13 protein-coding genes and 1 tRNA gene are annotated in these 15,446 nt (G+C 35.3%); 10 read left to right on the forward strand and 4 right to left on the reverse strand.

The annotated features are described in order from the left end of the window. Positions 1-19 precede the first annotated feature (19 nt). Positions 20-1,195, reverse strand: a complete 1,176-nt coding sequence (locus tag OOL05_RS05885) for a phage portal protein (protein ID WP_264730187.1) — start codon at positions 1,193-1,195, stop codon at positions 20-22. Between the two features lie 298 nt (positions 1,196-1,493). On the opposite strand from OOL05_RS05885, the gene lipB reads away from it, so the two are divergent. Then, positions 1,494-2,111 carry a lipoyl(octanoyl) transferase LipB gene (gene lipB / locus OOL05_RS05890; RefSeq protein WP_264730189.1) on the forward strand — a complete coding sequence of 206 codons (618 nt, stop codon included), beginning with the start codon at positions 1,494-1,496 and terminating at the stop codon, positions 2,109-2,111. Next, the gene (locus OOL05_RS05895) at positions 2,111-3,070 is read left to right on the forward strand and encodes an LD-carboxypeptidase (protein WP_264730191.1); all 960 of its coding nucleotides are present in this window, start codon (positions 2,111-2,113) and stop codon (positions 3,068-3,070) included. Before lipB ends, OOL05_RS05895 begins: the two co-directional genes overlap by 1 nt. A 197-nt stretch (positions 3,071-3,267) precedes the next feature. On the opposite strand, the gene OOL05_RS05900 is transcribed toward OOL05_RS05895, so the two are convergent. After that, positions 3,268-4,386, reverse strand: coding sequence for an ankyrin repeat domain-containing protein (locus OOL05_RS05900; RefSeq protein WP_264730193.1), 1,119 nt, complete (start codon positions 4,384-4,386; stop codon positions 3,268-3,270). Positions 4,387-4,586: 200 nt separating this feature from the next. Here OOL05_RS05900 and dnaE point away from each other — a divergent pair, with 200 nt between their 5' ends. The 6 genes from dnaE to OOL05_RS05930 all read left to right on the forward strand — a co-directional run bounded on the left by dnaE (position 4,587) and on the right by OOL05_RS05930 (position 11,165). Continuing rightward, positions 4,587-7,907, forward strand: coding sequence for a DNA polymerase III subunit alpha (gene dnaE, locus OOL05_RS05905; RefSeq protein ID WP_264730195.1), 3,321 nt, complete (start codon positions 4,587-4,589; stop codon positions 7,905-7,907). Positions 7,908-7,955: 48 nt separating this feature from the next. Beyond that, entirely contained in the window at positions 7,956-8,729 is a 774-nt protein-coding gene (gene rpsF, locus OOL05_RS05910; RefSeq protein WP_264376165.1) for a 30S ribosomal protein S6, read from the forward strand. Next, the gene (gene rpsR / locus OOL05_RS05915) at positions 8,729-9,007 is read left to right on the forward strand and encodes a 30S ribosomal protein S18 (protein ID WP_010402759.1); all 279 of its coding nucleotides are present in this window, start codon (positions 8,729-8,731) and stop codon (positions 9,005-9,007) included. The genes rpsF and rpsR overlap by 1 nt, the downstream gene beginning before the upstream one ends. A gap of 3 nt (positions 9,008-9,010) precedes the next feature. Next, complete coding sequence (gene rplI, locus OOL05_RS05920; protein WP_010402757.1) at positions 9,011-9,565, forward strand: 50S ribosomal protein L9; 555 nt, start codon at positions 9,011-9,013, stop codon at positions 9,563-9,565. Positions 9,566-9,801: 236 nt separating this feature from the next. Then, the gene (gene purB, locus OOL05_RS05925; RefSeq protein ID WP_064085669.1) at positions 9,802-11,094 is read left to right on the forward strand and encodes an adenylosuccinate lyase; all 1,293 of its coding nucleotides are present in this window, start codon (positions 9,802-9,804) and stop codon (positions 11,092-11,094) included. After that, positions 11,094-11,165, forward strand: a tRNA-Met gene (locus tag OOL05_RS05930). Before purB ends, OOL05_RS05930 begins: the two co-directional genes overlap by 1 nt. Positions 11,166-11,719: 554 nt before the next feature. On the opposite strand, the gene OOL05_RS05940 is transcribed toward OOL05_RS05930, so the two are convergent. Continuing rightward, complete coding sequence (locus OOL05_RS05940) at positions 11,720-12,985, reverse strand: iron-containing alcohol dehydrogenase (protein ID WP_264376164.1); 1,266 nt, start codon at positions 12,983-12,985, stop codon at positions 11,720-11,722. Between the two features lie 42 nt (positions 12,986-13,027). Between OOL05_RS05940 and dapE the strand changes: the two genes are divergently transcribed. Further along, on the forward strand, positions 13,028-14,224 hold the full coding sequence (gene dapE / locus OOL05_RS05945; protein ID WP_264730199.1) for a succinyl-diaminopimelate desuccinylase: 1,197 nt from the start codon (positions 13,028-13,030) through the stop codon (positions 14,222-14,224). A gap of 440 nt (positions 14,225-14,664) precedes the next feature. Beyond that, positions 14,665-14,955: a hypothetical protein gene (locus OOL05_RS05950; protein WP_007301973.1), complete on the forward strand. Its 291-nt coding sequence runs from the start codon at positions 14,665-14,667 to the stop codon at positions 14,953-14,955. Here OOL05_RS05950 and OOL05_RS05955 read toward each other — a convergent pair. Then, complete coding sequence (locus tag OOL05_RS05955; RefSeq protein WP_264730201.1) at positions 14,952-15,380, reverse strand: hypothetical protein; 429 nt, start codon at positions 15,378-15,380, stop codon at positions 14,952-14,954. The genes OOL05_RS05950 and OOL05_RS05955 overlap by 4 nt on opposite strands. Positions 15,381-15,446 lie beyond the last annotated feature (66 nt).

The following is a 15,446-nucleotide window of genomic DNA, read 5'->3' on the forward strand; positions in this document are numbered from 1 at the left end:
TATCTACACTATATAAATATCAATTCAACTTATCACCACCGGGTAACGGTGGCAAGCCAAAAGCTTCTCTTTTTTCATTGAGCGTCATGAAGCTTGCGTTTTGCACGTATTTCCACATCTTTTGTCTTTTCTCCATTAGAATTTCTATCGCGTCTTTATCATATGACAAACATAAATCTTTACCAAACTTGGGCACTAGCCAAGAATTCAGGTGACAGATAATATTTTCTAGCGTTGGTAAAATCGTCTGTTCCCAAAGGGAAAGACGTGCTTCGATCAAATTGCTATAAGTATTATCACCTGGTATGCCAAGCAACTGCGGCGGAACGCCAAAAGCCAGTGCAATATCACGAGCTGAGCTGTGTTTAGACTCAATAAAATCCATATCTCTCGGTGATAAGCTCATTTCCTTCCACTCTAAGCCCCCTTCAAGTAATATTGGTCTTCCAGCGTTAACAGGACCTGAATAATGATCGTTTATCTGTGCTTTTAAGCGTTGATATTGCTCTTGACTTAAGTTTCCACCACTTCCATCCTTTTCTGATTTTACAACTATTGCACCACTTGGTCTTGCTCCATTTTGCAGCATTGCCTGATTCCAAGCACCAGCCTGATTATGCTGATCTATACTATATGCAGCTGCCTCAATTGGTGAAAGTCCATACCAATCATTCAAAGGGTTAAAGGTTTTAAGATGCAGTACTGTTGAACGCCCAGTCAATTTATCAACTTTAAAGTCATAACTGTTGTTATTTACGGTATAACGATAGGCATAAGGAACGTTACTTCTCCCTGGAATAATTTCAACCCTATCAGGGCGCAGAAGATAAAGCTCTGTTGGTTTATTCTGCGCCTCAATCATCAATACATAAGAATTGCCATTAACTAATCGATAAGTCACAATCCCTTCAATAAATTCCGATTTTGATGTCATTGGATTAGGAGAATAAAGTAACTTCAGTAATGGATGCGCTTTTAGTTGTGATTTTCCCTGGTCAGTAAGCTGGCAGAGAGTAAAAGGTACCGAAGATGCAGCACTTGCGATCATATTAATTGCTCGAAAGGCAATAACATTTTTTATGTAACCTTCCTCAGCAAAACTTACATAATCACGCCTACTCCAACTTGGTTCCATCATTAGTTGCAAAGCAGAGTATTCACTGCTTTTCTTTCTTTGAAAAATGTTAAAATTCATATGTGCCTCCTGAAAATTTTGTTAAAAATTTGAAATTGTAGTTGAATTATATCAATTAGTGTTACAAGAATGATGTCATCTGAGTAGCTGACACTAGTTCGTTTGCGATAGTGCCATTCAAGTAGCCCATATTTGTCATCCAAGTAGCTTGACACTAGGATCCATCTTTTTATACAATTTAGTCAAAGACGTTCCTCTTAGCGTAAAACAGCTATGCTTACCAGTTCAGTGTGCTATCTACAATCAAATTTCTGGATTCCAGACTGGAATGACATTGATAGACCTAAAGAAATTGAATATGACAGAATGGCTAATATCTAACCAACTCATTGATTATAACCATTCTGTGAAATTCATGGAAGCAAAAATTCAACAAATTCACAATAATTTATCTGATGAGTTAGTATGGCTACTCCAGCACCCTCCACTTTATACTGCAGGAATCGGTGCAACAGATGATGAGATTATTGAAAAATTATTTCCTATATATAAAACAGGTAGGGGTGGTAAATATACATATCACGGACCAGGGCAGCGCATTATATATTTAATGCTAAATCTTAAAAAAAGAAACAAATGTGACATAAAACTATATATCAGAGACCTAAGTAATTGGATCATAAATGTTTTAAAACACTTTAATATACTTGGGGAATTTAAGGAAGATAGAATAGGCATTTGGGTGAACAACAACGGAGTAGAAGAAAAAATAGCAGCTTTTGGCATTCGCTTGAGAAAATGGGTAACTTATCATGGCATAGCACTTAATGTCTCTCCGAATCTTTCCCACTATAAGGGTATTATTCCTTGTGGACTAAAAGATTACGGCGTTACATCAATGGAAAAACTAGGAGTAAAAGTTTCTCTTTGCGAATTAGATGATATATTAAAGCAAGAGTTTCATAAGATATTTTAATGTATTTTTCTATTCTTTATTTTCTATGCCTTTTACTCACTAATCCTGCAAATCAAGTTGATATTATTGCTCCTTCTTCGAAAGGAAAAGAATCAGATCTGCCTACTATAAGAGAATACGTAAAAACTTTGGATTTTAATCCTCACATTTCGGAGAAAATATACAGTAATGACAACCCATTTTATTCTAACTCTGATGAGTTTAGAGCGAATGATTTGGTTAATGCGCTCACTGATGATAGCAAAATAATTTGGTGTATCAGAGGAGGAGAAGGGGCTTCTCGGCTAATTCCTTACCTAGAAAAGCTGCCCAATGATAAAAAAGAAAGAATTGCTCAAAACAAAAAAATTCTTATAGGCTATAGTGATATCACTGCTTTACATATTTATCTGCAAGTTAAATACGACTGGCAAACCCTCCACGGCACCATGTTGGAAATGATAGTAAATAACTCTGTTGCTGAAAGCTCTGTTGAAAAATTAAAAGAATTAATTCTTAACCAACGCAACTCTATCAGATTTGACAACTTAAAGATGATAAATAATGGAGTTAGACTAAAAAATGGCAGATTAGAGTCTAAAATCATCGGTGGTAATATGACTTTGGTTGAAAACAGTATAGGAACTGCTTGGCAAATAAATGCAAAAGACAAAATTCTATTTTTAGAAGACATAAGAGTTTATCCATATTCAATTGAGCGCAGTCTAGATCACCTAAAACAAGCTCATATTTTTGATGGAGTAGATGCAGTAATATTCGGTGACTTTGTTAACTGTTATAATGATAATCTTGTCGAAATTGTAAAAGAAAGGTTTGCAAAGAGTGTTAACTTTCCTGTATTTACAATGAAAGGGGTAGGCCATGGACATATAAATGACCCTTTACCTCTTAACACTCACACTATCATCAGCATTCAAGACGAGAAGGAGTTTATGGATGTGCAACAGTTATACAAGTAGCTTTATCTTACACTCCTTTCATTCCAGCACTTTCCCTTCAACCATTCAAGTAGCCCTCCTTCTTGTCATCCCAGTGCCTAGACACTGGAATCCAGATCAAGTACGGCTATTATCCAAATAACCCTTCGTTGTTATTCAAGCAGCCCCTTCGTTGTCATCCCAGTACTGGGATCCAGGAACCTGCGTCACGCGCTCTACTATGAAGGAATGCTAGTAACTCCCTGCTGTCCATTTATTAAGGCGGCAGATGGTTTCTCTGCTCCATCAACTTTAGTACTAGGCTTTAACAATTCATATGTAGCACAACCAACTACCAGTGCTGCTGCTATAACTGCAACCACTGCTATAACGATAGGTATCAACTGAGCTGCAATTGTTCCAGTTGTAAAAAGTGCCACTGCTATAGCAGTGCCTAATAATCCAGTTACTCCACCGGCAATCATTGATTTATTACGCGCTTTCACAAAAGAGCCACCTCCTTCCTCTAATAGAGCTTTTATTACGTTTTTACCCTTAGCATAACCTTCAGCATACTTTTCTTCAGCATACTTTTCTTCAGCATACTTTTCTTCAGCACACTTTTTAGTATGTTTCTCAGCATAATCTAAATAAGTCATTCCATTTTTATCTACTGCGTTAACATTTGCTCCTTCTTTGATTAAAGCCTCTACTGTGTCTACGTGGCCATTACTAGCAGCACAGTGCAAAGCAGTCCACCCACTTATATCTTTCTCATTAACATCTGCTCCTGCTTTGATTAAAGCATTTACTATATTTGCGTGATTATTTAAAGCAGCACAATACAAAGCAGTACTACCATTGCAATTTTTCGCATCAATATTATCTGCTTTATTTTCGATTAAAATCCCTACTATCTTTTTGTGACCATTCTCAGCAGCATTATGCAAAGCAGTCATTTCATATTGATCTACTGAATCAACTTTTGCTCCTTCTTTGAGTAAAACCTCTACTGTGCCTACGCGATCATTCAAAGCAGCATGATGTAAAGGAGTCCTTTTACATTGATCCACTACGTTAACATTTGCTCCTACTCCGAGTAAAACCCCTACTGTCTTTATGTAACCATTCCGAGCAGCTATTATTAGTAACGGAAGCTTTGAGTACTCTATCCCTGAAATATTTAAGCTAAATCCATGATTTACATCAAATTTACCTTCCTCCCAATCTTTATATAGACCTTGATCCTGTTCCTTTAGTTCTTCTTGTATTTTCTCAATTATATTATTGAGATTTAAATCTTTCTCAGCCTCAATCGTCCTCAGTACTTTTTCCAGTGATTCATATTCTCCTGTCATGATTTTACCTTCAATATTAAAAGAGTTATTTAATTATTACATAATTATGATAAAAAGTCAATTAAAACAAGCTAATAACTGGGATTGTGAATAGTAAATTAGATTCAAGTAGCCTCTTTGGTGTTATTTCAGTGTTAGACCTTTTCATATCCCTACGAGCAAATTAATGTTATCCTTTTATTGCTAATCTAAAGTTTTTTATGTTCATACACTTGCGTGTTCATAGCGTTTATTCTCTGCTTGAGAGTTCGGTTAAAATTGAGGAGCTGATTGGTCTTTGTTTGCAGAACAAAATGCCGGCAGTTGCAGTTACTGATTCAGGCAACTTATTTGGCTCACTTGAGTTTGCAGAATATGCGGCAAATAAGGGAATACAGCTAATAATAGGATGCAATATTATCGTTCGACACTTAGAACAAAATTTATCAATACTCCTACTTGCAAAAAATGAACAAGGGTACACTAATTTAGTCACCTTGGTGAGTGAGTCTTTTAAAAAGTGCAAGAATAACAGCGATATTCCTTACGTTGATTTTGATGAGCTATTAAATTTAAGTTCAGGCCTAATCGCCTTAACTGGTGGATATGACGGCATATTGGCTCAACTGTTATTGAAGCAAGATAAAGAAACGATAAAAAGACTGCTCTCAGCATTCGATGGTCATTTATATGTTGAATTGCAGCGTCATGGGCTGAATAAAGAGCTAGAGCTTGAAGAAGCTTTAATAGATTTTGCTTATCAGCGCAATATACCACTAGTTGCAACGAATGATGTGTTTTTTCCAAATAAGTCTGACTATGAGGCTTATGACATATTAACGTGCATATCGGAGGGCAGTTATGCTCTCGAGAATAACAGAAAGAAGTTAACTACCGAGCATTACTTCAAATCTGTGGCAGAAATGGAGGAACTGTTCAGCGACATTCCCGAAGCAATTCATAACACTTTAGTGATAGCTAAGCGGTGCTCTTACATGCCAAGAAGCAGGCAGCCTATCTTGCCTAAATTTCCTTGTCGAGAAAATAAAACTGAGAATGAAGAACTGAGGGAGCAGGCAGTTGCAGGATTAGAATTCCGCATTGCAAATGAAACGGACATAGACCTTAAACAATACTACGATCGGCTGAATTACGAACTAAGCGTAATAACTTCGATGAACTACGCTGGCTACTTTTTGATAGTTTCTGATTTCATTCGTTGGAGCAAAGCAAATGGCATTCCAGTTGGACCGGGAAGAGGTTCTGGTGCTGGATCGATTGTTGCTTGGAGCTTACAAATTACAGATCTTGATCCAATAAAGTTTGGTCTGATCTTTGAAAGATTTTTAAATCCTGATCGTGTATCGATGCCTGACTTTGATATCGATTTCTGCCAAGAGAAAAGGGACCTGGTTATTGATTATGTTCAGAAAAAGTACGGTTATGTTGCTCAAATAATCACTTTTGGAAAATTGCAAGCAAGGGCAGTATTGCGTGATGTTGGTAGAGTATTGCAAATGCCTTACTCTCAAGTGGATAAAATATCTAAAATGGTTCCATTTAATCCAGTAAATCCTGTAACTTTATCGCAAGCGATAGAGCTTGATCAAAACCTACAGAAAGAACGAGATAGTGATGAGGTAATTGCAAAGCTTCTTGATATATCACTAAAGCTCGAAGGAATATATCGTCACGTTTCAACTCATGCTGCTGGAATTGTAATATGCGATCAAAAATTAGAAAATTTTGTTCCCGTCTATTATGATCCAAATTCGGCTCTGCCAATCACTCAATACAGCATGAAATATGTAGAGAAAGCTGGGTTAATAAAATTTGATTTTCTTGGACTTGGTACGCTAACACTAATAGATCATGTATGTCGTTTAATTAATCGTGATGAAAAAAAATTTGATATTTCCTCGGTTTCTTTGATTGATCAAAGAACCTATGAAATGCTCTCAAGAGGTGATTCAATCGGAGTGTTTCAGCTTGAAAGTTCGGGAATGAGAGAAGCTTTAATCAAACTAAAGCCAGACTGCATTGAAGATATCATCGCTTTAATTTCTCTTTATCGCCCAGGGCCTATGGATAACATTCCAACTTACATTGCAAGAAAACACGGGCTTGAAAAGCCAGATTATATTCATCCATTGCTTGAGGAGGTGTTAAAAGAAACATTCGGAGTAATAATCTACCAAGAACAGGTGATGGAAATAGCCCGTATTCTTTCTGGATATAGCCTCGCAGAAGCAGATTTACTCAGACGTGCTATGGGTAAGAAAATTAAAGAGGAGATGGATAAACAACGTGAACTTTTTGTTCAAGGAGCAACAAAGAATGGTGTTGACTACGACAGGGCAAGTTATATTTTTGATCTTGTTGCAAAATTTGCTGGTTATGGATTTAATAAATCCCACGCTGCAGCATATGCGATTATATCTTACCAAACAGCTTACCTTAAGGCTAACTACCCGCTAGAATTTTTTACGGCCTTGATGAATCTCAACATTGATGATAGAGACAAACTGAATTTGTTTTATCATGCTGCAAAATTCAGTGGAGTTGCTGTTCTTTCGCCTGATATCAGCAAATCTAAGGCTGAATTTTCAATAGAGGGTGAGCACATACGCTACGGAATTGCTGCTTTGCGTAATGTTGGTTTTGCTACAGCAGAAGGAATAGTAAATGCACCTTATAAGGACATATGGGAATTTATTCAAAATTCTGGTCATATGATAAATAAGAGGGCGCTAGAAAGCTTAATTAAATCTGGAGCTTTCGATAGTGTGCACAAAAATAGAAAGCAGTTATACGAGTCAATAGACACATTGATTTACTTTGCAAATAAAAATAGGCAGTCAAATCAAGCTGCTTTATTTGGTAATCTTGATATTCTGAAGCCAAAACTTGAGAACGTGGAAGATTTTAATGAAGAGGAAAAATTAGAGCATGAGTTATTTTCATTGGGATTTTACTTAACTAATCATCCACTTGAAAAGTTTAGAACTCTCTTGAAAAAATTAAATATTGGGTTTATCGGAGAGAGTAAGACAATAAAAACTGCTGGTGTAATATTAAATGTGCGTATGAGAACCTCAGAACGTGGAAGATTTGTTATCCTAACACTTTCTGATCCCCACAATGTTTCTGAAATAGCATTCTACAATAATGAAATAATAGAAGAAAAAAGGAATCTATTTTCACCTGGAGCATTTGTGATAATTGATCTTGAAATTTCAGAAAACACAACGAGACTATCAGGAAAGGACATATCTGAATTTACAGAAAAGGTTACTTCTCTAATGAAAGGATTAGTTTTAACTGCTGTATGTGCAGACTCGCAAAAAGTTGCTGAGGAGTTGAATTCAGTGTTGAAAAATGGAGGCAAAACCAAAATAATGCTAAAGTTTCTTCTCAAAAAACATAAAGTCAGCATCTTGTTGCCAGGTACATATTCAATCACCCCCCAAGCTATTTATGAAATATCTCACTTAAGTTGGATTGAAGGCGTAGAAATTAATACAAATAACTTGCTTATATAAAAAAGTTTTATATAATAAAGTGTTTAATTGATATTAAAGGAAGATATAGTGAATCTCTATGAATTTACTTTTATAGCACAACCGAACTTATTGCAGCAAGAAGTAGAAGAAATGGTCCAAGAATTGGCTATTTTGTTGAAAAATATTAAAGCAGATGTTATTTCTCAGGAGGTTAAAGGTCTCATAGAAAGAGAACATAGCACAGTTACAAAACAAGAGCTAGAGGCAAGTACTGAAAGCATTAAAAAAAGTCTGATTGTTTACTCTGATTTTTTTGAAACTCTGACAAAAATTTTATGGGTTGAATTGGAAGAAGATTTTTCAAATTTAAAAGAAATAAAGTCAAGAATCGATAAAGAATTGAAAAATGAACTAAGTGATACGGGAATAAAACAAAATTTTATGGACCTTCCAGGAGCTAACACTAAAAGTGCATTTATCTATAATGTAGTAAATGCTTTTAAGGAAAATATTTCACAACATCTAATAAAGCCCCTTCAAGAGGTTTTAAAAAGTTTTAAAATAGTAGACTCAAATCAATTGAGTAAAACGCTGGAAGTGCTTTTGAAAAATATTGAAGCTTCAGGATTGATAAAATATGAATATTGGGGTCTATTGGATTTTGCATACCCAATAAATAAGATGAAAAGTGGTCATTACTGTATGATGTGTATAAGTTTTACTTCAAGCATTATGGATGAATTTGAGCGTAGAGTAAAACTGAATGAGAATATTATTCGCCACTTGTCTGTACGGGTTAATGAGTTTTTTAAAGGTAAATCTTACATGCTGGATAAACAAATTGAGGAGAAAAGTGCATAATGATGAAAAGACGAAATAGTTTTAATAATTCTTACGTGTCTGTAAATAACAGAACTGGCTTTAGGCGTCCTAAGGTCTGTCCTCTTACTGCATCTAAAGATGAGGACATAGACTATAAGAATATAGATTTATTGTCCAAATTCACCTCTGACTATGGTAGAATATTACCTAGAAGGTTAACAGGTGTGTGCGCAAGAAAACAAAGAAAGTTGCGCTTAGCAATTATAAGAGCACGCTTTTTAGCTCTTGCTCCTTACTGTACTAAAAAAGTTAGGTAATTTATGTTAATAATTTTAAAGGAAAATATAACAACTTTAGGTAAGCTTGGTGAAGTTGTCAAAGTTAAGCCAGGTTATGCACGTAATTTTCTTTTTCCACAAAAAAAGGCGATGAAAGCCACTAAGGAAAATTTAATAAAGTTAGAGGAACAGCGTTTATTATTGGAAGAAGAAAATATCAAAAAATTAAATGCAGCAAAAGTGCTTGCATCATCACTGCATGATAAATTTATTATATTAATAAAGCAAGCTTCAGAGGATGGAAAGATTTTTGGCTCTGTAACCACACGTGAAATTGCAAAAACTTTATTACAAGAAGGATATGATATAAGTCATCATAGTTTATCTTTTGGTGGAATAAGTATCAAAAATTTGGGCGAGTATCAAGTAAATATAGAATTACATAGTAAAGTGATAGTTCCAATTACTATATACGTTGTAAGATCTGAAAAAGATGCACATGAATTGAGGCAAGTAAAGTTGCAAAATCAGAAATCTGAGCAACAAGAGGCAGAGCAAGATGCGAGTAAAGAAGCTACTGATGGTGATGATAGCTGATCAAAGATGATCCCTTGTTATAGTCGTAAAGAAATGTCTTCCATTGCTAAGCTGGTATCATCCCAGTGCTCCCCTCATGTCATCCCAGTGCGTGACACTGGGGTCCAGTTTATTTCATCATGGACATTATTTTATGCTTCTAGAATCCGTTGTCCATTGAATAATTTGCAAATACTTTTATATCTGGATTCCAGTGTCATGCACTGGAATGACACCATTATTGAAATAAATCAAAAATGATCCCACGCTATAGCCGCAAAGAAATGTCTTCCATTTGGGAAGAAAAAAATAAGTTTAATATATGGCTCAAAATAGAAAAATTAGCGTGTGAAGCTCAAGCAGAGTTAGGAGTGATTCCAAATAGTGTTGCTCAGAAGCTCTCTGATGTTATTGAATTTGATATTGAACGTATTAACGAAATTGAATCCATTGTAAAACACGATGTTATAGCTTTTTTAACATATGTTGCTGAAGAAGCGGGAGTTGATGTTCGTTATCTTCATTATGGAATGACAAGTTCTGACGTTTTAGATACATGCCTTGCGGTTCAGTTAAAGGAATCATGTGATATTTTGCTCGAAAATTTAAAAAATATACTTTCAGCACTGAAAAAAAAGGCTGAGGACTATAAAAATATTGTTTGTGTTGGGCGCAGTCATGGAATGCATGCAGAATCAACAACTCTTGGATTAAAATTTGCTAGATTTTATGCTGAATTTAAACGCAATTATCAGAGATTAATTAGCGCGAAAACAGAGATCTCGATTTGTAAAATATCAGGTGCAGTAGGTAATTTTTCAAATGTTGATCCGTTTGTTGAAGAGTATGTAGCGAAAGAAATGGGACTTATACCTGAAACCATATCGTCTCAAGTCATTCCTCGTGATAGACACGCAATATTCTTTTCAGTTTTAGGAGTGATTGCAAGTTCAATAGAGAATATTGCCGTTGAAATACGTCACTTGCAAAGAACTGAAGTTGGAGAAATTTCTGAGTATTTTTCCACTGGTCAGAAGGGAAGTTCTGCTATGCCGCATAAGTGTAATCCTATTTTAAGTGAGAATTTGACTGGGCTCTCACGCTTAATACGCAGCTATGTTTTTCCTGCATTAGAAAATGTTGCATTATGGCACGAACGAGATATATCGCACTCGTCTGTGGAAAGATGCATTGCTCCTGATGCTTGTATAGCAATGGATTTTGCTTTAGTACGATTAACAGATTTGATAGATAAATTGGTGATCAATAAGGAAAACATTGAAAAGAACTTAAATTCTTCAAAAGGCTTGGTTTTTTCACAACGAGTATTACTCGAGTTGGTAAATAGTGGTTTGGCGAGGGAAGAGGCATATAAAATTGTTCAGAATAATGCAATGAAAGTAAAGCAAGATAACAGTGATTTTCTGTTCGAATTGAAACAAGATAAATCCTTGCATGGAATTATTGACTCTGAAAAACTTGAGTCTTTGTTTGATTTGAAGTATTATATGAAACATATAGATTACATATATAGCAAGGTTTTTAATTAGGCTGAGTAGCTCAGTGGTAGAGCAGGAGGATCATAATCTCTTGGTCGGGGGTTCAAATCCCTCCTCAGCCACTCAAGCTAAGCTATGGTTTGGCGATAGCAGCGCACTTGACAAAATAACGTGATTCATTGTCAATTAACTGAAGTTTTTTTTCAGTTGTTCATATAGTATATGGAATAATGTATGTGAAGTGATAAAGATACAACATTTGTTGTATCTATTCAGGGGAATGGCTAATGGTATCCGTTCAAGAAAGTGGTAAGGTAGATGAGAAAAGACAACTAAATGAATTTCATCCGAGTAGCTGACACTGGCATCTATATAAAGACAATCTAATGCACTCATTTAAAGTGAAGTTTTCTGGATCCCAGTGTCTAGACACTGGGATAACAAGAAAAGAGTTGACTTGAATGACACCGAATAGGTACTGGAACAGAGGCTACTTGAATAATATTTTACCATGTCATTCCAGCACTTGATGCTGGAATCCAGAAGTTTTTTGAGCACAAAAGTCATGCTAAGTTTTTGTTGTTAAGAAAGGCTGGATAGCTACTTGCATGACACCATTTGTTACTGTGTTTTTGTCTATCTTATTTTGCTACCCTACTGAACGAATACACAAAATCTAACTTTTTTCTATACAACCAGCCAGGTCAAGAAAGGTGAATCTATCTCTTGTTGCAAATGTAAGATTGACTACCTTGCAATATTGCTCTTTGTTCCAATTAAGATGCTCCGGTAAGTACGGAATTGATAGATCTTCAAATACTTTCTGCAGGTGTTTTGCAGATAGTAAATTTTGCTTAATTAAACTAGAAATATTACTCCATTCTTTGCAAATAATCTCTTGAATTTTTTGCTGCATCATTTGCTTCTGCTTTAGAATTTTTATAAATTCGGTATTACCAAAGCACTGAGTTATATGTTTTACATCTAAAGTGATCGGTTTGGTAATCGGGTTTCGTATTGACAATATCTCCTCTTGCAAGTTAGCCATGGTAATCGTTGTCACAGCAATTTTTTCCCCATGTAACGAGGAGGAATAATCCTGTGTTACCATCTCAATTGCATGAGCTATCATATGTTCTCCTTGACTTGCAGAGTAACTGCCTTTTGACATCACCATTCCGAGTCCTGAAATCAATAAGGCTTCCATAAGTAATAAAACTACTCTTTTATCTTTTTTAGCAAGTGCCAAGTGTTCTCTGAGCAAAATTTCCTCCAGATTGCGAACAAGTTTAAAGGGGAGTTCATTATATTCTGTGCCAAGTAATAGATGAGATAATAGCCAATCGGCTTGTACTGTTGAACGGCAGATGAAATCTGCAAATCCACTTAATGTGAGGCGTGGTGGTGCGTTGGCAATTATATCGGTATCAATGTATATTGCCTTTGGAAGATGTGCTCCGAACGATTTTTTATATCCATCAACTAATATTGAAGCGTTTGCAGAGCTATATCCATTCATGGAAGCAGCTGTTGGAAAGGATATGTAGTCTTTGCCTTCTAAATAGCTTGCGTACTTACAGATATCATTAACAGTGCCACTGCCAAATGCAACCATTAAGTCACTATCTTTTGCTTTATTTCTAACTAGGTTTACAGCTTGGAGAGAAGCAGCTCTGTTCATTCTATTTGGTGTCATCCAAGTAGCGTGACACTGCGATCCATCATAGTCACGCGCTGGAATGACAGGTGTGGCTGGAATAATTAAATGAGAAACTTTATTAAGTATGTTTTTGTTTAAAAGTTTTGCTGTATTTTCATCTGCAATCAGAAAAATGTCATTTCCATATTGTCTACATATTTCATAGATATTATCAGCAAGTACTGTTACTTCCCTAATAAGAACTTGTTCTGTGTGCTGTAATATTTGTTTTAAATATCGCATAGAATGTTTACAATACGGTAATGTTAGTATTTCAAGATTGATATGAAGATTGACCCTGTAGAACTAACTAAGAAATTAATTTCTTTTAAAAGTATAACACCAAAAGACGATGGGGCAATAGAGCATATAGCAGCCATTCTCAAGAAAAGTGGTTTTGAATGTGAGATTTTAGAGTTTGGTGATAAAGTTAAAAATCTTTATGCGAAATATATAAATGGAGTACCAAACTTGTGTTTTGCTGGACATGTTGATGTTGTACCACCAGGTGAGTTAAAAGATTGGATATCTGATCCATTTAAGCCAGAAATTAGAGATGGAATGCTATATGGAAGAGGAGCAGCTGATATGAAAAGTGGAATAGCCGCATTTATTGCTGCTATGGTAGATTCAGTTGCAGGTAAGTTTCGATTCAGTGGTTCAATCAGTGCATTGATTACCAGTGCTGAAGAAAGCGCGGAAGAACATGGAACAAAGGAAGTTTTGGAATGGATGAAAAGTAAGCAAAAAAAGATAGATTTTTGTATAGTTGGAGAACCAACGAGTAGTGAGAAATTAGGTGATACCATAAAAATAGGTAGAAGAGGTTCTGCAACATTTAAATTGATTTGCCATGGTAAACAAGGGCACGTTGCCTACCCAGATCTAGCAGATAATCCAATATATAAAATGGTATCGATACTAAGTAAGATAAAAGATACCACTTTTGATACTGGTAATAAATACTTTCAGCCTTCACATTGCGAAATTACTACTATCGACGTTGGAAATAATACTAATAATCTAATACCTAGTTCAATAGCAGCAGGTTTTAATGTTCGATATAACAATACACAAACACCAGACGTTTTATATAAGATGATTGATGCAATATGCACCAATGTGACTAACGATTATAAACTTTCTATGCAGAACAGCAGGGACGTTTTTCTCTCTAATCCTGACAGCAATACTGATATTATGCTTGATGCGATAAATAAAATTACCGGTATTGATGCTGTGCTGAGCACAAGTGGTGGCACATCTGATGCTGCGTTTATTAAGGATATTTGTCCAGTAATTGAATTTGGTATGATCAACAAAACCGCACATCAGGTAAATGAATGCGTATCAATAGACGATATACATAAATTAACAGCTATATATAAGGAGTTTATAAAAAATTATTTTTACCCCACTAATAAAATATTAAACCAGATCAATGTAATTGGTAATACGCCTGATGGTCCATTATTAGCTTGAGGTGCAGTTGCATAGAGAAGAAAACTTACTAGACACATTTTACCAGCCCCTTATTATAATATTAAGGGTATTTTTGACTCAAAACTTGTCTTTGATCTGTGCAAGCTCAATAACAAAAACTCAGTAAAAAGCTTATTGGCGAAAATTATCTGTTCAGCAGAGTGACAAAATAAGATAGACAAAAAGGGTATAAGAACAAATAGTGTCATGCAACACTGGTGTTTTGTACACAAAACGTTGTAAAGCGCTTTTGTCAACCTGGATCCCAGCTCGGATAACAAGAAAAGAAGCACTGGTTTCACATAGATCTGAATAGATATAATTTCTTAAACATTTATAGCTCACATAAAACCCGGTCTGACTGTCATAAAGGCTACTCATTGCAGCAGACAACTTTCGCACTACTTCAAATTCTAATTTTCAACTTAAAGAGGTACATAATGTCAAATAACTTCAATTTCAAAGAATTTTTTCACCATCACGAAGCAAATAGCACTTTAGATGATATACAAAGGTACTGCATACTGTGGCAATCAGTGATATCACAGGCAATGATTGATGCAGCAAGTAACTGTAAAAAAACAGAAAGCTTGGTAGAGAAACGTAAAGCAATTTCCTGGCTATCAGACTTCAGTCAAGATTTTGTTGAAACATGTATACTGGCTGATTGCGATCCGTTATACGTAAAAAACAAAATACAGCCAATTCTAAAAAAGATAAAGCCCTTTTAATGAGGTTTACCCCTCTCACCAAGAAAAATATCATTTAATCTTTTTTCTATAGCTTCATCTATATCTTGGATTAATAGCTGCTTTATCATATTCACTTTCCGTTCTGCCTCTTGAAGATTATTGTTACCGTAACTGTTCTTATTACTATAACCATAACTACTGCCATTTGGTTTATTACTCATTTTTCTTCTTGTTCTGAGTATCTGAACTATCTTCTCCTTGAAAAAAGACTTCCAGCCTGTGCCAGAAAATAATTTGTAGAGAAAATGCGGAGTAAGAAACGCTACTAATATTCTAATAGAAACTCCATAACCCAAATCATCTCTATTTTCATAATACCATTTTAAATATTGATACAAATGGTAAAATGCATTTTTGAAAGAGCTAAACTCTACAGTATACCAAAAACCATTAGTGAGAAACATAAGCATAATGCTCGATGTATAAAGATACAGAGTGAAAAGAAATAGCTTGACAACTATATCTTTCAA

It is taken from the genome of Wolbachia endosymbiont (group B) of Episyrphus balteatus (genome assembly GCF_947250575.1).
In the GTDB taxonomy this organism is placed as follows: domain Bacteria; phylum Pseudomonadota; class Alphaproteobacteria; order Rickettsiales; family Anaplasmataceae; genus Wolbachia.